This is a genomic window from Enterovirga sp. CN4-39 (genome assembly GCF_049446235.1).
Taxonomy (GTDB): Bacteria; Pseudomonadota; Alphaproteobacteria; order Rhizobiales; family Beijerinckiaceae; genus Enterovirga.
The window spans coordinates 29456-48836 of the sequence record NZ_JBMSEF010000020.1 but is presented as its reverse complement, the minus strand read 5'-3'; the positions used below and the strand labels follow the sequence as shown (position 1 = coordinate 48836).

The 19381-nt window shown below is 65.0% G+C and carries 21 protein-coding genes and 1 other RNA gene; 4 read left to right on the top strand and 18 right to left on the bottom strand.

Annotated features, from left to right (window positions below):
• Nucleotide 1: 1 nt before the first annotated feature.
• The 9 genes from ACO2SS_RS24055 to ACO2SS_RS24015 form a co-directional block, all read right to left on the bottom strand.
• A complete protein-coding gene (locus ACO2SS_RS24055) occupies nucleotides 2–763 on the bottom strand; it encodes a phosphodiester glycosidase family protein (protein ID WP_423280385.1) in 762 nt (253 codons plus the stop codon).
• Complete coding sequence (gene ybgC / locus ACO2SS_RS24050; RefSeq protein ID WP_423280384.1) at nucleotides 760–1173, bottom strand: tol-pal system-associated acyl-CoA thioesterase; 414 nt, start codon at nucleotides 1171–1173, stop codon at nucleotides 760–762. Before ybgC ends, ACO2SS_RS24055 begins: the two co-directional genes overlap by 4 nt.
• Nucleotides 1173–1478: a hypothetical protein gene (locus ACO2SS_RS24045; RefSeq protein ID WP_423280383.1), complete on the bottom strand. Its 306-nt coding sequence runs from the start codon at nucleotides 1476–1478 to the stop codon at nucleotides 1173–1175. The genes ybgC and ACO2SS_RS24045 overlap by 1 nt, the downstream gene beginning before the upstream one ends.
• 56 nt (nucleotides 1479–1534) lie before the next feature.
• Nucleotides 1535–2581 (bottom strand): Holliday junction branch migration DNA helicase RuvB, encoded by a 1047-nt coding sequence (ruvB, locus tag ACO2SS_RS24040; protein ID WP_423280382.1) that lies wholly within the window; start codon nucleotides 2579–2581, stop codon nucleotides 1535–1537.
• Nucleotides 2582–2667: 86 nt separating this feature from the next.
• Nucleotides 2668–2928: a hypothetical protein gene (locus ACO2SS_RS24035; RefSeq protein WP_423280381.1), complete on the bottom strand. Its 261-nt coding sequence runs from the start codon at nucleotides 2926–2928 to the stop codon at nucleotides 2668–2670.
• Nucleotides 2929–2984: 56 nt separating this feature from the next.
• A complete protein-coding gene (gene ruvA, locus ACO2SS_RS24030; protein WP_423280380.1) occupies nucleotides 2985–3608 on the bottom strand; it encodes a Holliday junction branch migration protein RuvA in 624 nt (207 codons plus the stop codon).
• The gene (gene ruvC / locus ACO2SS_RS24025) at nucleotides 3605–4114 is read right to left on the bottom strand and encodes a crossover junction endodeoxyribonuclease RuvC (RefSeq protein ID WP_423280379.1); all 510 of its coding nucleotides are present in this window, start codon (nucleotides 4112–4114) and stop codon (nucleotides 3605–3607) included. The genes ruvA and ruvC overlap by 4 nt, the downstream gene beginning before the upstream one ends.
• 31 nt (nucleotides 4115–4145) lie before the next feature.
• Nucleotides 4146–4676, bottom strand: a complete 531-nt coding sequence (locus ACO2SS_RS24020) for a hypothetical protein (RefSeq protein WP_423280378.1) — start codon at nucleotides 4674–4676, stop codon at nucleotides 4146–4148.
• A 4-nt stretch (nucleotides 4677–4680) separates the two neighbouring features.
• The gene (locus ACO2SS_RS24015; RefSeq protein ID WP_423280377.1) at nucleotides 4681–5424 is read right to left on the bottom strand and encodes a YebC/PmpR family DNA-binding transcriptional regulator; all 744 of its coding nucleotides are present in this window, start codon (nucleotides 5422–5424) and stop codon (nucleotides 4681–4683) included.
• 137 nt (nucleotides 5425–5561) lie between these two features.
• Here ACO2SS_RS24015 and ACO2SS_RS24010 point away from each other — a divergent pair, with 137 nt between their 5' ends.
• A complete protein-coding gene (locus ACO2SS_RS24010) occupies nucleotides 5562–6356 on the top strand; it encodes an SDR family NAD(P)-dependent oxidoreductase (RefSeq protein WP_423280376.1) in 795 nt (264 codons plus the stop codon).
• Here ACO2SS_RS24010 and ACO2SS_RS24005 read toward each other — a convergent pair.
• The 5 genes from ACO2SS_RS24005 to ssrS form a co-directional block, all read right to left on the bottom strand.
• Complete coding sequence (locus ACO2SS_RS24005) at nucleotides 6353–7273, bottom strand: cell wall hydrolase (RefSeq protein WP_423280375.1); 921 nt, start codon at nucleotides 7271–7273, stop codon at nucleotides 6353–6355. The genes ACO2SS_RS24010 and ACO2SS_RS24005 overlap by 4 nt on opposite strands.
• A gap of 139 nt (nucleotides 7274–7412) precedes the next feature.
• Nucleotides 7413–8459, bottom strand: a complete 1047-nt coding sequence (locus ACO2SS_RS24000; protein ID WP_423280374.1) for an LLM class flavin-dependent oxidoreductase — start codon at nucleotides 8457–8459, stop codon at nucleotides 7413–7415.
• A 102-nt stretch (nucleotides 8460–8561) separates the two neighbouring features.
• Entirely contained in the window at nucleotides 8562–9383 is an 822-nt protein-coding gene (locus ACO2SS_RS23995) for a TIGR00282 family metallophosphoesterase (protein ID WP_423280373.1), read from the bottom strand.
• A gap of 7 nt (nucleotides 9384–9390) precedes the next feature.
• Nucleotides 9391–9969 carry a 5-formyltetrahydrofolate cyclo-ligase gene (locus ACO2SS_RS23990; protein ID WP_423280372.1) on the bottom strand — a complete coding sequence of 193 codons (579 nt, stop codon included), beginning with the start codon at nucleotides 9967–9969 and terminating at the stop codon, nucleotides 9391–9393.
• A gap of 9 nt (nucleotides 9970–9978) precedes the next feature.
• A non-coding RNA gene (gene ssrS, locus ACO2SS_RS23985) (6S RNA) lies at nucleotides 9979–10135 on the bottom strand.
• Nucleotides 10136–10187: 52 nt separating this feature from the next.
• Between ssrS and ACO2SS_RS23980 the strand changes: the two genes are divergently transcribed.
• Nucleotides 10188–10850, top strand: a complete 663-nt coding sequence (locus ACO2SS_RS23980; RefSeq protein WP_423280371.1) for a glutathione S-transferase family protein — start codon at nucleotides 10188–10190, stop codon at nucleotides 10848–10850.
• A 12-nt stretch (nucleotides 10851–10862) separates the two neighbouring features.
• On the top strand, nucleotides 10863–11330 hold the full coding sequence (locus tag ACO2SS_RS23975) for a MaoC family dehydratase (protein WP_423280370.1): 468 nt from the start codon (nucleotides 10863–10865) through the stop codon (nucleotides 11328–11330).
• A gap of 157 nt (nucleotides 11331–11487) precedes the next feature.
• Here the strand turns inward: ACO2SS_RS23975 and ACO2SS_RS23970 are convergent, their stop codons facing one another.
• Together ACO2SS_RS23970 and ACO2SS_RS23965 are read right to left on the bottom strand one after the other, a co-directional pair.
• Nucleotides 11488–12435, bottom strand: coding sequence for a tyrosine-type recombinase/integrase (locus ACO2SS_RS23970; RefSeq protein ID WP_423280369.1), 948 nt, complete (start codon nucleotides 12433–12435; stop codon nucleotides 11488–11490).
• A 978-nt stretch (nucleotides 12436–13413) separates the two neighbouring features.
• The gene (locus ACO2SS_RS23965; RefSeq protein ID WP_423280368.1) at nucleotides 13414–13839 is read right to left on the bottom strand and encodes a hypothetical protein; all 426 of its coding nucleotides are present in this window, start codon (nucleotides 13837–13839) and stop codon (nucleotides 13414–13416) included.
• A 403-nt stretch (nucleotides 13840–14242) separates the two neighbouring features.
• Between ACO2SS_RS23965 and ACO2SS_RS23960 the strand changes: the two genes are divergently transcribed.
• A complete protein-coding gene (locus ACO2SS_RS23960; protein ID WP_423280367.1) occupies nucleotides 14243–17212 on the top strand; it encodes an N-6 DNA methylase in 2970 nt (989 codons plus the stop codon).
• A 78-nt stretch (nucleotides 17213–17290) separates the two neighbouring features.
• On the opposite strand, the gene ACO2SS_RS23955 is transcribed toward ACO2SS_RS23960, so the two are convergent.
• On the bottom strand, nucleotides 17291–17866 hold the full coding sequence (locus ACO2SS_RS23955; protein WP_423280366.1) for a recombinase family protein: 576 nt from the start codon (nucleotides 17864–17866) through the stop codon (nucleotides 17291–17293).
• Nucleotides 17867–18020: 154 nt separating this feature from the next.
• Complete coding sequence (locus tag ACO2SS_RS23950; RefSeq protein ID WP_423280365.1) at nucleotides 18021–19349, bottom strand: helix-turn-helix domain-containing protein; 1329 nt, start codon at nucleotides 19347–19349, stop codon at nucleotides 18021–18023.
• Nucleotides 19350–19381: the final 32 nt, after the last annotated feature.

The following is a 19381-nucleotide window of genomic DNA, read 5'->3' as shown; positions in this document are numbered from 1 at the left end:
GTTACCTCGCCGTTCCGTCCCGGTTCATGATGCCGACCAATGGTCCGAGCGGAAGAAGCCAGTCCTGCCGCTTCACATCGGGCGAGTAGAGGCTCGATACGGAACCGTCGAGGAAGAGCGCGTCGCGACATCCGAGCGCGTCCCGGAACAGACGCGCAAACTGCCCGAAGCTCACAGGTCCGTCGGAGATCGCGAACAGGACCGTCTTCGGATCCTTTACGCCGACGCCATTGCGGAGCTTCCTGGACGGCCCGTCCTCGGAGATCTTCGGATGCAGGCGCCCGCCGATGACGAGCATCGGGCCGGACTGCGTCGCGAATTCCGCCTTGGGCCTGCGCTTGAGATAGGCGCCGGTCTCCATAACGGCTGCTTTTCCCTTCTCGATGAAGAAGATGCCGTTCGGCTTCAGGTGAAAGTTGCCCTGGCCGCCGGCGGTGCTGGCCGCCTTCAGCTGGCGCCCGTTCTCGACGTAGAGGCCGACCGGCGCCAGTGCGGGATCGTACATGCCGGCATTCATCGCGGCGAGCAGTCCCGGACCGGCCTCAGGGAGCAGCCGCCGGAAACCCCCATAGGGATCGCCGTCCTTCGCTTTCCAGAAGAGCCGGATGTCGTGCCGACGCAGGTCCGCCGTGCAAACCGTGTAGCCCTGGTCCTCATGGGTCAGGCGGCGGCAGACGGGCTCGGCCGCGCTGGTGGCGGGGTGCGGCCGAGCGAAGGCAAGCAGCGCGATGGCCGCAGCGACCTTGATCAAGACTCGCTTCATGCGCCCGCGGCCTCCAGGAGGCGCCTTAGATCGTCCGGCAGGCGCGCGGGCTTGCCTCCCGCAAGAACGGCCACATGCACGTCGGCCGTGAGCAGGACCGTGTCGTCCCGGAGGATTCGTTGAGCCATGCGGAGGGAGGCGCCGCGGATCTCAACCGTCTCGGTCTCGACGGTCAGCACATCATCCATGCGGGCGGGCCGGACGTATTCGATAGCCATCCGCCGCACGACGAAGATGACGCCGCCCGGCTCGGCGTGCAAGATGGACTGGTCGACCCCGACCTCCCGCAGGAGCTCCGTTCGCCCGCGTTCCAGAAAGCGCAGGTAGTTCGCGTGGTAGACGACCCCCGAGAAGTCAGTGTCCTCGTAATAGACGCGGACGGAGAGGCGGTGACGGAAGGAATCGTGCATCAGCCCGAACAAGCAGCCTTGATGCGCTCGGACAAGGCCGCCGCGGCCGCGGCCCATTCCTCCATCGCCGGCTGAAGGTTCACATTCGCATCCTCCAGCCGCGAGATGGCGCGCTTGGTATCCTCGTCGACCTTGGCGCGCAGCGAGCTCAGATCGATCTCCCGAGCACCTCGGGCCAGCGCCTTCACACTCTCGCCGGAGGCGGTCAGCGCCGCCCGGTAGGTCGCGCACTCGATGGTCGACAGGCTCTGCGCACCCGCGCTGGTCGGAAGTGCAAGAAGGGCCAGCATGAAGAGACGGCGCATGGAGAGCTCCGCGAGGACATCGCCGGCTAGAACGCCCCAGGCGTCCCCGCCGGTTCCTAATCCTCCTCCGTAAAGAGGCCGAACTGTGCCGCCGGATCGCGATTTGGCTCAGGCAGGCCGAGGTGACGGAATGCATGGGCGGTGAGGAGCCGCCCGCGCGGGGTTCGTTGGACGAAACCGCGCTGGATGAGAAACGGCTCGATGATCTCCTCGATCGCGTCGCGCGGCTCCGAGAGGGCCGCTGCGATCGTCTCCACGCCGACCGGCCCGCCCCCGTAGTTCGCGGCGATCATCGTCAGGTACTTGCGGTCCATCTGGTCGAGCCCCGCCGCATCGACGTCGAGCAGCCGGAGCGAGCTGTCCGCGATCTCGCGCGTGATCCGGTCCGATCCCTCCACCAGCGCGAAATCGCGGACCCGGCGCAGCAGCCGCCCGGCGATGCGCGGGGTGCCGCGCGAACGGGCTGCGATCTCGCGCGCGCCGGCAGGCTCGATGCCGATGCCGAGCACGCGCGCCCCGCGGCTCACGATTAGCTCGAGCTCGTCGGTGTCGTAGAATTCGAGGCGGATCGGAATGCCGAACCGGTCCCGAAGAGGCGTCGTGAGGAGACCGGCCCGGGTGGTTGCGCCGACCAGCGTGAATTTGGGCAGGTCGATCTTCACTGATCGGGCGGCCGGCCCCTCCCCGATCATGAGGTCGAGCTGATAATCCTCCATGGCGGGATACAGGATCTCCTCCACGGCCGGATTGAGCCGGTGGATCTCGTCGATGAACAGGACGTCGCGCTCGTCGAGATTGGTGAGCTGGGCCGCAAGGTCGCCCGCCTTGGCAATCACGGGGCCGGAGGTCGAGCGGAAATTCACCCCGAGTTCCCGCGCCACGATCTGGGCCAGCGTCGTCTTGCCGAGCCCTGGAGGGCCGACGAACAGCACGTGGTCCAGGGCCTCTCCCCTGCCCTTGGCGGCATCGATGAAGACCTGAAGGTTCTTGCGCGCGGCGCGCTGGCCGATGAACTCGGCGAGCGCCAGCGGGCGCAGCGATGCGTCGGGATCGTCGCCGCGGCGCTCCGGGCTCACGAGGGTCTTTTTGGAGGGAACGGCCAAGGCTGCCCGGTTTCGATTCGGCGCCTCAGGCGGCGCAGACCGGACCTAGCACAGCTTCGCCCGCAGGGCCGAACAGTGACGTCCGGCTAGCGCTTCTCGGGCGCGATCACCTGCACGCCACTGTCGATCGCCGCCGGGGGTGCGACACGACCATCTCGGCGGTTGCGAGCGTTCGGATCCCCGCGAACGCTCTGCGTCGTGTCGGGAGAGGTTCTGCGCGGATCGGGGCGGCTGACGGTCGATTCACGGTCTGGGGTGTTGTCGCGCAGCGGAACTGAGCTCGGGCTCTGCGCGAGCGCAGGCGCTGCAGCGACGAGCGCGGCAAGGCCGAGAAGATATCTGATCATGGCTCCCTCCTGGTGAGAGCCAACCGGAAGGACCGGGGCAGGTTCCCCGGTCGCAATCAGCGAGCGGCGGCGAGTTCCCGCAGGCCCAGCCTGATCAGCATCGGTGCCTCTGCACCTTCGCCCGCGCTCTTGAGCGCGGCCGCCACGGCGGCGGAGGCCTGCGCCTGGGCGTAACCGAGATTTACGAGGGCAGACACCGCATCGGAGATGGCAGGCGGTGCGGACCTGTCTTCCACGGCACCTGAGAGCCGCACGAGACCCGGATCGACGGCTCCGAAGATCGGCGCCTTGTCCTTCAGCTCGGCGACGATGCGGGCGGCGAGCTTCGGCCCCACCCCGGGCGACCGCGCGACCGCCGCCTTGTCGCCCGTCGCGACCGCGGTCGCGAGGCTCCCGGGATCGAGGGAGGACAGAATGGCGAGCGCCACCTTCGCGCCGACGCCCTGGACTGTTTGCAGGAGCCGGAACCATTCGCGCTCGGCATCTGACTCGAAGCCGTAGAGCCGGATCATGTCCTCGCGGACATGCGTATCGATCGAGAGCACCGTCGCCTCGCCGATGCCGGGCAGCCGCCGCAGCGTCCTGGACGAGCAATGGACGACATAGCCGACGCCCTGCACGTCGATGATGGCGTGGTCCTCGCCGTAGCTGTCCACCACGCCTTTCAGCTTGCCGATCATGACGCCATCCTGACCAGCGCCTTCGCCCTGCGGTGATGCGCGTGCGTGACGGCGATCGCCAGCGCGTCGGCCGCATCGGCCGAGGCTGGATTGGCCTTCGGCAGCAGCACCTTCACCATGGCCTGGATCTGCCGCTTGTCGGCGTGACCGGTCCCGACCACCGTCTTCTTCACGAGGTTGGCGGCGTATTCCGCGACCGGAAGACCGGCGAGGGCCGGAACGAGGAGAGACACCGCCCGGGCATGGCCGAGCTTCAGGGTCGACTGAGCGTTGGTGTTGACGAAGGTTTCCTCGACCGCGACCTCGTCAGGGGCCTGGAAGCGGACCGTCGCGGCGAGGCCATCGTGCAGCTCACGCAGCCGCTCGGCGAGCGACAGCTCCTCCGAGGAGGTGACGAGGCCCGAGGCCACATAGGTCAGCCGGGTGCCTTCGACGACAACGACGCCCCAGCCGGTGCGGCGAAGGCCCGGGTCGAGGCCGAGGATGCGAATCGGAGGCTCGCGCATCTTCTCCGTCTACCGGAGACGCGTTACCGGATCACGCGGAGCGGCGGCAGACGAAATCCTGCTGTGTCGTCCAGGTGCTGCCGCCGTCGCCGGATACGGTTTTGCGCCACAGGAACCGGTCCGGCGCGATGCCGGAGAAGATCCAGCGCATCGGCCTGTCGTCCCCGGGCTCCTGCCCTTCGAGCACGATCTCGTCGCCGATCCCGCGTGCGATGAAGGGGATCACGGCCCCGCGCATCGGGCCGATCCAGGTCGAGCGCCAGGCGCCAAGCGCAGGATCGTAGAAGCGCAGGGAGGAGCCGTATTCATAGAGGTCGCTCCGGGCCGTGCGCTCGATCCGGGGCGGCACGATCCAGATGTCCTGGACCGCCCTCCCCTCCAAAATCCAGGCGAAATGCCATTCGCCCCTCTCGCGCCGCACGGGCGCGCCAGCCTCATACCAGGTGACGTCCAGATCCCAGCTGCCGACGAACTGGCCGAAAAGCATCAGCTCGTCGCGATGGTCCGGATGCGGGCCCGAGGCTGCGAGCGCCTCGAGCGCAGGCGGCAGCGGGCCGGCCAAGGCCTCAGCTCATCTTGGCCAGGAGGGCTTCAGAGAGCTCGAAGTTCCCGTAGACGTTCTGCACGTCGTCGTGGTCCTCAAGCGCCTCGACGAGCCGCACCAGCTTTTCGCCCGCCTCATCGTCGACGGCCACCGCATTCTGCGGCTTCCACACGAGCGCCGACTTGCGTGGCTCGCCGAAGCGCGCCTCCAGGGTTTTCGTCACCTCGCCGAGCGCGCCCTGGTCACAGTAGACGGTATGGCCGTTCTCGTCGGATTCGACGTCCTCTGCACCCGCCTCGATCGCGGCCTCGAGCATGGCGTCGGCGTCGGCTGCCTTGGCGTCGAACTCGACCACGCCGACCCGGTCGAACATGAAGGCGACGGCGCCGGTCTCGGCGAGGTTGCCGCCCGCCTTCGTGAACACCGACCGGACGTCCGATGCCGTGCGGTTGCGGTTGTCCGTCATGGCCTCGACGATCACGGCAGCGCCGCCGGGGCCATAGCCCTCGTAGCGGATCTCCTCATAGTTCTCGGCATCGCCGCCCAACGCCTTGCTGATCGCGCGCTGGATGTTGTCCTTGGGCATGTTCTCGGCCCGGGCCGCCAGGATGGCAGCACGCAGCCGGGGATTCATGGCCGGGTCGGGCGTGCCCATCTTGGCCGCGACGGTTATCTCGCGCGCCAGCTTGGAGAACAGCTTGGAGCGCTGCGCATCCTGGCGCCCCTTCCGGTGCATGATGTTCTTGAACTGGGAATGCCCGGCCATGCCTCACCTGTATGTCGTCAGGCGCCGGGGAGCCCCGCATGCACCTGGGGAAAAGCTGACCGGGACTTAGGAGAGGTTGCGCCGTTTGTCATCCGGGCGGCAGAGAGCGGGATGGCTCGGGCTCGGGAGGATCGCGCATGCTGAGGTTGGACGGAAAGGTCGCGGTCGTAACGGGCTGCGGATCGAGCGGGCCTGGCTGGGGCAACGGCAAGGCCATCGCGACGCTGCTCGCCCGCCAGGGCGCACGCGTGGTTGGCACCGACCGGAACGCCGGCGCCGCGGATGAGACCCGCCGTCTCATCGTAGAGGAGGGGAACGCCTGCGAGGTGGTGGTATCCGACGCGACCTCGCCCGAGGACGTCGAAGCCTTCATCTCGGAGACGGCCGAGCGGTACGGCCGTATCGACATCCTGGTCAACAATGTGGGCCAGTCCGAACCGGGTGGCCCGGTGGAGATGGCGATCGAGACCTGGGAGGCGCAGTTCCAGCTCAACGTCACGACGGCCTTCCTGACCTGCAAGCACGCGATCCCCATCATGGAGCGGCAGGGGGGCGGCTCGATCGTGAACGTCTCGTCCGTCGCGGCACTCCGCTACATCGGCAAGCCGCAGGTCGGCTACTCCGCCGCGAAGGCGGCACTGATCCAGTTCACCCGGACGACCGCCATCATCCATGCCTCCACGGGCGTGCGCCTGAACTGCGTGGTGCCCGGCCTGATGCACACGCCGCTCGTGGAGCGGCTCGCGGAGAAATATGCGGGCGGCGACTACGACGGCTTCGTCAGCAGGCGCAACAACCAGGTCCCGATCGGCCGCATGGGCGACGCTTGGGACGTCGCCAACGCCACATTGTTCCTGGCGTCCGACGAGGCCCGCTACGTCACGGCCACCGAGCTCATCGTGGATGGCGGCATCACGGCCGCGACGCGCTAGCGCCTCCTTGTATCGCGCTCGATCAGGTCCGCGATGCTGATCCCGCCGGAGCGGGACTTGCTCTCCGCCATCGCCAGCACAATCGGCCTGGACTTCGTCGGCGGCTGCTGCGCGGCGACCTGAGCCGGCTTCGCCTTGCCTGGAGCCGGCTTCGCCAACACCGAGGCGATCTGCGCCGGATCGAACGTGGGGCGCTTGCCCGGCGCTGCCGACGCGAGCGCCACCGGTTGCACCGGCCTCGCCGAGGGTTTCGCGGCAAGGACGGTCGGCTCGGGCTTCGCGGCGGCGGAAGCCGGCGCCCTCGTGGCGACCATGAGCGGCTCGGGCCGTGTCGCCCGGATGGGCGCCGCGTCCGCCACCATGACGGGCGCCAAGGACTCTCCCGGCTTGCCGAAGTTCCGGGCGAAGCTGTTCGCGGAGGGCCAGGAAGGTGCGCCGGGCGCCGGGTAGCGCTTGTCGTAGAAGATGTTGCCCCCGGCGAGCGTCACGTACTTCATGTTGCGGTAGGGGAAGCTGTAGCCGGCTGTGTGGAAGAACATGGCCGCCCCGACGCCCGCATGCCGCTGGCCGGAAAGCACGGCATCCGCGGCCCGCTCCGCGCGCGCCCAAGAGGAGTGGCGCTTGTTGACGTGCTTGCTCAGCGCCCCCTCGGCGAACTGGTTCTGCTGCCCGACCACGCCGCACACCGTCTTTGGATACCTGGGCGATTGCAGCCGGTTCATCACGACGGTGCCAACCGCCAGCATCCCGTCGTCGCTGGAGCGATTGGATTCGAAATACATGACCCGCGCCATGCACTCCTTCTCGCTGAGCTGTGCCGTGGGCCCGAACCCGCCCGGATTGTGACCGCAGGCGCCGAGCGTGAGCGCCGTCAGCGTAAGCGCCAGGACGGCGGGAATACGCGGATGCTTCGCCAAGCCGATACTCCATACGCACCGCCGGCAGACACGCACCGGCGGCAATGGCTGGGCCGCGAGCTGTGCTCTCGCGACATCGAAGCTTCAAAAGCCGTGCATTCGCTTAAGAATTCGTCACCCCAAACGGGCCCGGTGGTGGTCAGGCCGTGGTCGCCGGGCCGCCCTCCCCAAGAGCCGCCCTGACCCGCGGCACCACCTCCGAGGCATAGAGCTCGATGCACCTCATGAGGCGTGCGTGGGATAGCGGCCCGGCACTGTACTTGAGCTGGAACCGCGAGATGCCGAGCGCCCGGACGGTGCGGGCGATCTTGGCCGCGACCGTCTCGGGAGAGCCGACATAGAGGGACCCGTGCTCGATCTCGCGGTCGAACTCGGCCCGGCTCATCGGCGGCCAGCCGCGCTCCGCACCGATGCGGTCGCGCATGCTCTTGTAGTCGGGGAAGAATTCCTCGCGAGCGAGCGCGTCCGTCTCTGCCACGTAACCGGGCGAATGGACGCCGATCGGCTTGGCGGCCCGTCCGATGCTGGCATAGGCCCGATGGTACAGATCGACATAAGGGCGGAAGCGCGCGGGCTCTCCGCCGATGACGGCGAGCATCAGCGGCAGGTCGTACCGGGCGGCGCGGACCACCGATTCCGGCGAGCCCCCGACGCCGATCCAGGTGGTGAGGCGCCGACCCTCCATTTCCGGGAACACGCGTTGCCCCTTCAGGGGTGGCCGAACCGTCCCTTGCCAGGTGACAGGCCCGTTCTCCAGCAGCGCCGCGAACAGGTCGAGCTTTTCGGAGAACAGCGTCTCGTAGGCATCCAGCGGGTAGCCGAAGAGCGGAAAGGACTCCGTGAACGAGCCACGACCGAGGATCACCTCGGCACGACCGTTCGCGAGAGCGTCCAGCGTGGAGAAGCGCTGGAAAACGCGCACCGGGTCGTCGGAGCTGAGGACGGTGACGGCGGAGCCGAGCCGGATCCGCTCCGTCCGTGCGGCGATGGCGGCCAGGACGGTCTCCGGCGAGGACACCGCGAAGTCTGCGCGGTGATGCTCGCCGACCCCGAAGAAGTCGATGCCGAGCCGGTCGGCGAGGACGCCCTCCTCCACGACATCGCGGATGACCTGCGCGGCAGGAAGGGGGCGCCCCTCACCATCCGCCGTGACATCGCCGAAGGTATCGAGGCCGAATTGAAGCATGATCGCCGCTCGTGACGGATGGATTTCGGCGGGATGTCGCCCGTCCGGTAACGACCGTGAAGGGGCCTCGCCGCAACCGGCCGGTTGCGCGCTTGCAAGCACCTACTCCCAGAACCCCGGCCGGCTCTCCTCGAGGTTCGGCCCGATCCGGATCGCCGCGATCTTCACGGCAAGGCCGGTGCGGTCGTCGGTCTCGACCGCCAAGCCGGACAGGGTGCCCTCCCCGGTCGCAACCTCGGCCCGCGTGCCCGGCGTCTTCTCGACGAAGCGGCGCACCGGCTCGTCCTTGGCCAGCCCGAGAATGGATTCGTAGTCGCCGCACATGCCTGCGTCCGACATGTAGGCCGTCCCGCCCGGCAGCACGCGATGGTCAGCCGTCGGCACATGCGTGTGCGTGCCGACCACCATCGAGACGCGCCCATCGAGATAATAGCCGATCGCCTGCTTCTCGCTCGTCGCTTCCGCGTGCATGTCCACGATGATTGCGTCCGCCACCTGGCCGAGCGGGCATTGCGCGATCTCGCGCTCGGCTGCCGCGAATGGATCATCGAGCGGGTCCATGAAGAGGCGGCCCATCACGTTCACGACCAGCACGCGCGCGCCCGATCGCGTATCGACGAGTGTCGCGCCGCGGCCCGGTGTGCCGGGCGGGTAATTGGCCGGGCGAAGAAGCTTCGGCTGCCGCTCGATGAACACGAGCGCCTCGCGCTGGTCCCAGGAATGGTTGCCGAGTGTGACGGCGTCGGCGCCGGCCTCCAGGAGTTCGTCGCAGATCTGCTCGGTGATGCCGAACCCGCCGGCCGAGTTCTCGCCGTTGATGACGACGCAATCGAGCGCCCAGCGCTCCCGCAGGCCGGGGAGGCGATCGAGCACCGCCTTGCGGCCGGGACGCCCGACGATATCACCCAGGAAGAGGAGACGCATGGGAGGCCTATTGCGGCCGGATGATCCCGGCCTCCGTGACGATCAGGTCGAGGAGCCGGTCATGCGGCTCCCGCGGCACTTCCTCGATCTCCTGGACCGCATAGGCAAGCCCTATGGCGATCACCGGATGATGGGACGACAGATCCGCGATCGAGCGGTCGAAATGACCCTTGCCATAGCCGAGCCGCCCGCCACGCCTGTCGAAGGCTGCGAGCGGGACGAGCAGGGCCTTCGGAAAAACCTCCGGCGCGTCGGGCCCGGGCTCGCTCACCCCGAAGCCGCCATGGACGAGCACGTCACCGGGGCGCCATTCCCGCCAGGAGAGGTGCGGGTGGCGGATCTGGGAGAGCGCGATGGTCTGGCCACGGGCGATGAGCGCCTCCATGAGCGGCCGCGGATCGGCCTCGCTGCGGATCGGCCAGTAACCCCCGACCGGATGCACATCCTCGAGTTCGGGCGCAGCCAACGCATGCTGTGCGATCAAGTCGGCGGCGGAGCGCCGCCAATCGCGATCGAGCGCCTCGCGGCGGGCAAAGGCTTCGGCCCGGAGCGCCTGTTTCCGCCCGGCCGGCGAGAGATCGGTCATGATGGAAAGTGCGGAGCCACGAGAGCCGTTGGAGATCGATCCCGGGAACCTACAACGTAGGTGGGCACCGTGTTGGCCAAGTCCACGGACGAGGCCAGGGACAGCGCCCTAGGAGATCGATAAGGCCCCGGGGAATGTGTACTCCTGACGTGCCCCGCAGCCCCGCCCCATCGATATAGGGGCACGGGCGCGGATGGGGAAGGCTCAAGAGGTCGGATGTGATCACGCTTCATCATTGCGTCGGCGCCCGCTCCTTTCGCCCGCTCTGGGCGCTCGAGGAACTCGGGCTGGAATACGATCTCAGGGTCATGCCGTTCCCACCCCGGGCGCGCGCACCCGAATACCTCGAGGTCAATCCGCTCGGGACGATCCCGCTGCTCGTCGACGGCGAGACCCGGATGACGGAATCGGCAGCGATCTGCCACTATCTGGCGACCCGGCATGGCCCATCCGGACTGGCCATTAGTTCCGATGAGCCGGATTACGGCGCCTATCTCAACTGGCTGCATTTCGGCGAGGCGACCCTGACCTTCCCGCAGGCGATCGTGCTCCGATATTCGCGCATGGAGCCGCCCGAGCGCCGCCTGCCGCAGGCGGCGGAGGATTACGGCCGCTGGTTCTCCGCCCGCCTCCGGGCTGTCAACGAGCGGGTCTCGAACCAGACCTGGCTTGCCGCCGGCCGCTTCACGATGGCCGACATCTCCGTCGGTTATGCCCTGATGCTCGGCGACGAGAGCGGCCTGTCGCCGCGCTTCTCCCCGGACATTCGGGCCTATCGAGAGCGTCTCGAGAGCCGCCCGGCCTTCCGCCGCGCCATCGAGGCCGAACGCCGCGCCGCGGCAGAACAGGGCGTGGACGATCTCTCGATCGCGCCAGCCTGAGGAGATGACGGCATGCTCGAACTGAGGACGCTCCATTTCGAGGACCTGTCCGTCGGCATGAAGGACGGGCTGTCGAAGACGATCTCGTCGCAGGACGTGGTCGGCTTCGCCGAGATCACCGGGGACCGGAACCCGATCCACCTGTCGGAGCACTTCGCCGCCAGGACGCCGTTCGGCACGCGGATCGCGCACGGTCTCTATACGGCGGGCCTCATCTCGGCCGTGCTGGGCACGCGGCTCCCCGGGCCGGGCGCGATCTACATGTCGCAGAACCTCCGCTTCCGCGCGCCCGTCCGCATCGGCGACACGGTCGACGTCACCGTCGAGGTGGTCGAACTCGTCCCGGAAAAGCACCGCGCCCGGCTGTCCTGCACCTGCGCGGTCGCGGGCGAGGTCGTGCTCGAGGGCGAGGCGGTGGTAAAAGTCCCATCCCGGGCCGACGCCGGCGCCCACCCAGGAGCCCGCTCTCCGAACGCATGAGATCGCGGGAGAGGAGATCGCGGCGGAGGGCAGCACCGCTCCGTTGCCGTACTTCGTGCTGCGGTGAAACGAGGCCCGGCCGATCCGCCTCGGAGGCTGCTGGTCGGAGTGGCAGGATTTGAACCTGCGACCCCCACGTCCCGAACGGGGGGGCACATTAGCTTGCCCTCTTAAGAACGAGGACGTTGTCACGTTCGGTTCCGTTCTGTTCGCGTTTGTTTCTCTCATTCCTGTCGGGTTTCTGTCGGGAACGCCGGTTCATGCGCTCCGCCGCCTCCTTCTGGAAATCGGGATGGTGATGCCAGTAGTGGCGCTCGATCGTCTCGACGGTGGTCGAAAAGAATTTCGCGGCGTCCTCCTTCGACATGCCCTCCTGCATGGCCCACGTGATGGCCGTATGCTTCAGGACGTGCGGCGTCACATCAGGCGGTAGCCCGGCGGCCTTGACGGAATTACGGAAAGCCTTGTCCACGTCCCTGACGGGTTCGCCGATCCATTCGACCGGATGATTGAAGCACGCCCGCTTCGCCTTCCAGCGCCGGAGGTGGTCGAGCAGCCGTGACGGCAGGCGCACAGGAGCCTTGCGTTTATTTGTCTCTCGCTCGCCTTCCGGCCGGCGATAGAACACCCCGGTTTCGAGGTCGATCCATCCGCACCCGTCAGTCGGCTTGAACGCGGCTGAACAGATCGCGCCCGCCCTCGTTCCGGTATAGAGCCCCACGAGGATAAAGCGGGCGACGTGCCGCCGCGAATACCGGTCAGTCGCCTTGCCTTTCTGAATTTCGCGGTAGCGCCACGCGGACCAGACGAGGCGCGCCGCCTCGGAGCGCGTGAGCCATCTCTGACGCGGAATGCCCTTCTCCGGCAGGACCACCTTGACGATCTCGCGGTGCAAGCCCTCTGCGAGATGGTGGCCTATGGCGGCACGCAGATCCTCAAGCTGGCGACGTGTGCCGCCCTTCTCGACATACTCGCGGCAGGTCTGCCCCGTCACCTGAGCGAGGGTCATATCACCCCAGAACTCAAGCAGGCGCTTGGCGCGCGAGGCAAATTCCTTCGGACGGGGCTGCCTGTCCTTTGTATCCGCCACATAGATGCTGATCACGTCTGCTACCGGGATGGCAGCTATAGGACGGTGGCCGTCTCGGGGCGCCTGGTGCTTCGTGGCGAGGTATTCTTGGAGGGCTTGCTCGGCTGCCGCAGGAGGTCGTCGATCATCTTCGACGCTGAGGCCCGTGCTGCGCTTAACGCGCCCATCTCGGACGACCCAGACGGCTTGCTCGATGATGGTTCCGGTCGATCGGTCGCGCCGCTCTGGTTGCGCGTATAGCCTGGGACCTTTTGCTCGACGCGGCAAAGCTCTCTCATCCTCTCTATTGCGGCGAGGGTCGTATAATGCTTGCCCGCGGTCCGCTCGATCATAAGACGGCCCCGAGCAGCCTCATTGCGAAGACCGCTGACGGTCATCGAACCGTCAGGGTAGGCCAGACGTGCCGCCACGCTCAAGCGTAACGGCGTGTCTGGCCCAACCGCGTCGAGCGTTAGCTCGACCGAGCTCTCGCTCGACTTCACCGTCCTCATTCCTGAATTCCCGCATTGCTGCCGGACCACAAGCGGCTGTTGCCATCGCCTGTGGTCCTAGCGTTGCGGCCGACCCAGCATTGGAGGACTCGCGGTGGGGCCGATCCGGGTGCAGTGATCCTTCATGCCTGCGTTATAGCGAGATCGAGCCGGATTGCTCACGGCGAAACGAAAGAAGTCGCATCCGCCCTGCACAACCCTCGATCCGGGCACATCCGCAGATTGCGCCCTGGATTTCCGGTCGGGCACACAGAATGCAAGGGATAAGGTCTGGGCGCCTTCTTCTAGGACTTCGCCTTGGTGCTTCATAGTGGCTCGTCGGTATGCAAGCTCTGGAACACCTTGGCTGGGCAGACGTGGAGGTTTCCTCCGCGCTTGGCGAGCAGGCGGACTTCATCCGGCTCGTCGCGGCAGCTGCTCAGCTGTGGTGTAGCGGCCCGCCAAGTGCGAGCGCCGTGACGAGAAAGGGCGCCGGGCCGAGGCCGAGCGCCCTTTTTGTCTCTCACGCGGCGAGACGGTCGACTTCGTTCAGATCGTCGTCCACGCCGGAGGCTTCGATCTCAGGCGCAGTCTGGGCAGCACGTGCAGCATGATGGACCGCAGCGCACTGCTCGAAGCCGGCCGTATAGCCTGAATTGATCGCAGCCCAAGTCGCCTCCCAGATCGTCGCGACTGTCTGTCCGACCCAAACCGGCCGGAACTGCTCCTGATAACGCTTGATATTCGCCGCTGCGGTGCGGCTTAAGCCAGCGGACTTGACCAGCTCTTCGGGTGCGCGGAACAGCAACTGCTCGCGTTCCTTGATCCCGACGGTCCAGAGTGCGTCAATTGCCTTCTGGTCCAAGCTCAGCGGCGCAAGCGACTGGCGCATAGCTGACCGCTCTAAGGCAATCACGCGATCCGCGTGCTCGGTTTCTTCCGTAATCATGTTGGCTTCCCTACGTCAGGTCGAAGCCTGACTTTGACGCTATAGCGATCGAGCGAGGGAGTGCTCCTCCGGCAATCCGCTTTGTCCGGTTTCGGACATTCTACAATGGAGTGGGCCCGAAGTGAGCTGTGCGCGCGTGCGCCCGCAAACTCGGCTGCGGCCGCGCCCGTGATGGGATACGGAGCCCAGACGCGTCCGAAGTCTCGGACTGTGACAAGCGGCGAACGGGTCGAGTTCCTGATGCGTGCTCGACCGCGCGAGATCCCGACAGTTGAGGTGTGGATCGCGACGCAGGCGGCGTTCACTGGAGCCAACTTCGGGTAGAAGCAGCCAGCGCAAGGGTAGGCGCGAGCAACGGACTTTCATGCCTCTGAGCGATCGCACTCTGGACGTCCTACGAGACTTGGCGAGGAAGCCGGGTCACGACGAGGTCAAGGCTGGCTTCCGAGAACTCCTCGTCGAAGAGTTCGATGTGGAGCGCCACGCGTTGGACTTCGAACGGCGAGTCCCTGAAATCAGGGGCCGCCTCGATGCGCTGATTGGTCGGACGGTGCTCGAAGCTAAGAGTGACCTCGATCGAGAGTGGGAAGATGTGACCAGGCGCATGCCGGCCTACCTTGCCGATCGCGAGCGCGAGGAAGGTCAGCGGTTTGTCGGGGTGGCGAGCGACGGGCTGAACTGGGCTGTGCTGGAGCTCGATAACGGCGTCCTCGTCACGCTGAAACGAACTCAGCTTGATCCAGAGAAGCCTGAGCTGTTTCTAAGCTGGCTGGACGGAGCATTGGCCCTCAAGAATGAGCTTGCTCCCGATCCGCTCACCATCCGGCTCGAACTGGGTCAAGACTCCGTAGCCTATCGGCGCGCGTCCTCTGCGCTTATGGCCCTTTGGGAGAGGCTCAAGGACGAACCCGCTGTGGCGCTAAAACGCCAGCTCTGGGCGCAACTCCTCAAGCTCGTCTACGGCAAGGATGTCGAAACTGACGCTCTCTGGTTCCAGCACACCTTCCTAGTAGTAGTCGCTAAGGCAATCGCCGTTGCCGTTCTAGAGCTCCGCGAAGACGATCCGAAGCGACTGCTTTCCGGCCGAGCTTTCGAAGACGTGGGCATATCGGGAGCGGTTGAGAGCGATTTCTTCGATTGGGTCGTGGCCGACCCCCAGGGCGAGGACCTTGTCCGCCGCATTATGGCACACGTCCGCCGATTTCGCTTGGGAGAGGTCCAAACAGACGTCCTGAAGGTGCTCTACGAGTCCTTGATAGATCGAGACGAGCGCCACGGTTTAGGAGAATACTACACGCCAGATTGGCTTGCATCCAAAGTTGTGCGTCGGGCGGTCGAGCGTCCGCTCGAGCAGCGTGTCTTGGACCCAGCCTGCGGATCTGGGACGTTTCTGTTTCATGCGATCCGACGTTTCCTTTCCGAAGCTGAAGACGCGGATCTCCCGGCGGCTGGCCGCGCGCGTGAAGCGGCGGACAAGGTTGCTGGGATGGATATCCACCCCGTCGCAGTGATTATCGCGAGGGTCACCTACCTGCTCGCGCTCGCACCCGTCCTTCCGTCCCGTGCCGGCGCGCTCTCAATCCCGGTCTATCTTGGCGACGCCATGCAGCTCTCGATTAGCGACGTCATGGGTCTGCGTGAGCTGACGGTCCGCGTGCCGCCGCGCGCTGACGGTAGCGGCGCAACAAAGCTCGATTTTCCTGACACGTTCTGCCGCGATCCAGGGCTCTTTGACAAAACCGTTGAGGCTATGCGCGCGGGCAGTGAGGCCGGTCTAAGTCGTCGTCAGTTCGAGGCGGGCTCAACTCGGATAGTTGAGCAACACTTCAAGCGGGATCTCACAAAAGAGGAGAAGGAGGCAGTCGCGGATCTTGGCACAACATTCGACACCTTCGATCAACTTCGTCGCGAGGGCCGAGATACAGTTTGGGCCTATGTAGCTCGAAATCTGTCTCGTCCGCTGGCGTTCGCAGCCGGGGGAGGATGGGCCCAAGTGCTCGTCGGCAACCCTCCATGGGTGGCTTACAGGCACATGAGTCCCGATCTGCAGAAGCGCTTCAAAGAGCTAGCTCAGAGCGATCGGGTCTATGTAGGTGGAAAACTCGCCACGCAGAACGATCTATGCGCGCTCTTCACGGTCAGAGCAGTAGCGCTATACCTCCGCGCGGCCGGAAGGCTGGCTTTCGTGCTTCCGCTCGCCGTGCTCACGCGGGGTCAATTTGAGCGCCTTCGGTCAGGGTCGTTCTCGTCAGCGCGCCTCGCTTATGACGAAGCCTGGACGATGGATGACAGCGTTCAGCCGCTCTTTCCAGTGCCTTCCTGTGTCTTATTCGGACGACGAAGGGCAGTGTCCTCCCCAGTGCCGCCTGTTGTGACGGCCTTCTCGGGAACACTTCCGTTCCGGGATGCGCCTGAAACGGTCGCTGATCGTAAGCTCACGGCACGCGAGGGCGCTCCGCGCCCCAGCGAGGCACAGCAGAGAGGCGGGTCCAGCTATCGAGCGGCTTTCCGAAACGGGGCAACCCTATACCCGCGCATGCTGTGCTTTGTGGAACGCAAAGCGACTGGCCGGCTGGGGAGCGATGCCTCATCCCCAACGGTGACAAGCAGGCGAACCGGAAACGACAAAGGCGTTTGGAAGACCCTCGCGAGCATCGAAAGTCGGGTAGAGGCTGAATTCCTTCTCTCGACCTTCTTAGGTGAGAGCATCCTTCCGTATCGCGCCTTTCAGCCGTTTGAGGCCGTTATTCCGGTCACGCCTGAAGGCGAAGTCCTGACCGCCGATGGCGCGGCAAATAGGGGCTATACAGGCTTGCATGAATGGATGACGAAGGCCGAAGCTCTTTGGAACCAGCATCGGCCACGTCAGATCGACCTCGTAGAACAGCTTGATCATTACGGAAAACTGAAGTCGCAATTCCCGCTTCCAGCTCTTCGGGTAGTGTATGCCAAATCAGGTTCACAGCCTGCTGCGATGGTCCTCAGAGACCGGAGAGTTGTCGTTGACCACATGCTTTACTGGTTTGCCACTGCGAACGAGGATGAAGCCCTCTACCTGTGCGCAATTTTGAATAGCGAGACTGCTCGCGCCCAGACGGCTGCCCTACAGGCGCGTGGGCTGTTTGGCGCCCGGCATTTCGACAAAGTTGTGTTTTCCTTGCCGATCCCGAGGTTTGACCCAGCAAAAGAGCTTCATGTGGACCTCGTGTCAGCAGCACAAAAAGCCGAGCTCGCCGCTGCCGCGGTGGTCCTGCCAGAGGCTGTCCGTTTTCAGCGAGCTCGAAAGCTGATCCGCGCCGCTTTGGTAGAACGCGAGATCTCATCTGAGATCGAAGGGCTCGTGCGGCGCCTTTTGGGCATTCCCGACGGGTAGGCTTCGGCCGTCTCGAAGCGCTCTGCGTTCCAGAACTGGGCAGCCCGGGTCTGAGAAACCCGTCCTCGGGGCCCTTCGTTACCGTCTGGGGACGGCGTCGCTTTGAACCGCCCCGCTATTCAAGAGACGGTAGACAGACGCTCTTCCGATCCCAAGCCTTCGGGAGATTTCGGAAGCTCCCAAGCCCTCATCGCTCAGCTTCTTGATTGACTCGGGATCCAGTGACCGCGGCCTACCCTTATATACGCCTGCAGATTTCGCTCGAGCGATACCCTCGAGCTGGCGCTCTCGGCGCAGGTTTGTTTCGAACTCGGCGAACACACCAAGCATGTCCAGGAACGCCTTACCCGCGGCAGTTCCGGTGTCTATCGGCTGCTCCGTCGCGGTTAGCGTGGCGCCTTTCGCTTTCAAGGTCCGAACGATGTCTTGAAGGTCCCCAATCGAGCGTGCGAGCCGATCGATCCTCGTGACCACGAGCGTGTCACCCGGCCCAATGAAGTCCAGGACGGTTTTTAGCTCTTGCCGGCCATTCAAGGTTGAACCAGACCCTTTTTCCGACCGGACAACCGAACATCCTGCACTCTGGAGCGCAGCAATCTGGATCGTCAGATCCTGGTCGGTGGTGCTGACACGGGCGTATCCAATACGGGCCATTTCTGTCTCATTTGGCTCTAAGAGCCTCCAGAGATGACGTCTCAAAAGTCCAAAGTCAACCCTCCTGAGACAGTAAGTATGTCTCGTTCGCTTGTCTTAGGCGGGTATACCCTCTGAGACAGAGGCTGAGGCTCAGCCGCTTGGCTGCGCCGTGTCAGGAAGGGTCGAAGCGGAGCGGGCGCGCGCCATCCGCCCGCCGCCCTCCTGCGTTAAGGAGATCCTCGGCCAGTTGGTTCAGAAGGCTTTCGAAGTCAGCCATTGTCGCCACTGAGTGTGGACCCAGGCGAGCGCTTTCAGGCAGCTCCTTCGACCCTGTTACAGGGCGGCTCTCCCCTACTGGGGTGGGCTTGACTCCGTTCAGGGAGAGTATCTCTACGTCTACCTCGGCCGGCATAGATCCCATTCCCGCCCTGTTGCGGAGCTTGTTGTAAACGCCGAGCACTCTTCCTACTGCGTCCATCATCCAGCTCCCGAAGGCGCAGAGCTGGCCAGTTCGCTCCCAAGTGAACAGGACTGCTTCTACCGTTCCATCCCGCATGGCTCGAAAGCTGAGAACCAGGTCAGAGTGCGATGCCTCGTGCACCACGCCACCGTAGATTGGAGTGCCATCATTGGACGGCCCAAAAAGGCTGCTCTGACACACTCTCGTGAGCTGGCCATTCTCTTCGAGACAGACTCCACCCGATGGCACGAGGCCATCAAGGTTGTCGAGCCGTTGGAGGTTAAGCGAGCTCAGCGGTATAGCGGTCACACGCATGCTCAACGCAGAAAGTTTAGAAGCTTTCAGCCGGGCCCTTACCCGTCGTTCCAGCGGCTCGCCGATGACAGTGCCAGGCAGATTATCGATCAGATCGAATAGACGCTCGCGGGTCTTATGACTTGATTGGGCGAATGTTTGTGCGATTGCGTCCGCCTGACCACTCTTCATCGCAACCATTCGGTGTATCTCCGGCATGGTCATCCGGTCGCAGCGATCGTTTCGGCGGATGGTAGCGTGTCTCGTCGTCTTCACCCGATGAGGCGCGACAGGAGAAGGAGCTACTTCGACGCACAGGACCCCGGCGGTCTCCCCTTGAACCGGAATGCCCCTAACTTGGAAGCTGGGCAGGGGCGGCTCGACGCAATCAACAATTGAGTCGATTAACTTTCGCTCGAGCTTGGCCAGCTCTTGCAGCGGTTCAATCGTAGCAGCTCTAGGTGGCGCATCCTTGGTTTCATCAACCCCGACGAGAAGCTTCCCGCCCTGGGCATTCGCAAAGGCGACTACTTCTTCGAGCAATTCGTTGCGACCGTGATCTGCGAACGATCCTTGAGCCAGTTTTGGGTCGATCGGGTTCGTTATGCCCGCCTTCCTCTGGCGGATCTCTTCCTCCTTGCTGAGAGGGATCGTCTTCTTGAACTCAAGATAAAGACTCTCAGGCGTTTTCGTCCTGCAAAGTTCGTCTAAGTCGTCGCGCGTCCATTGTCGAAGGGGTTTCTCCAAGGATTGATCTCCGCCTGTAATGGCATCCGATT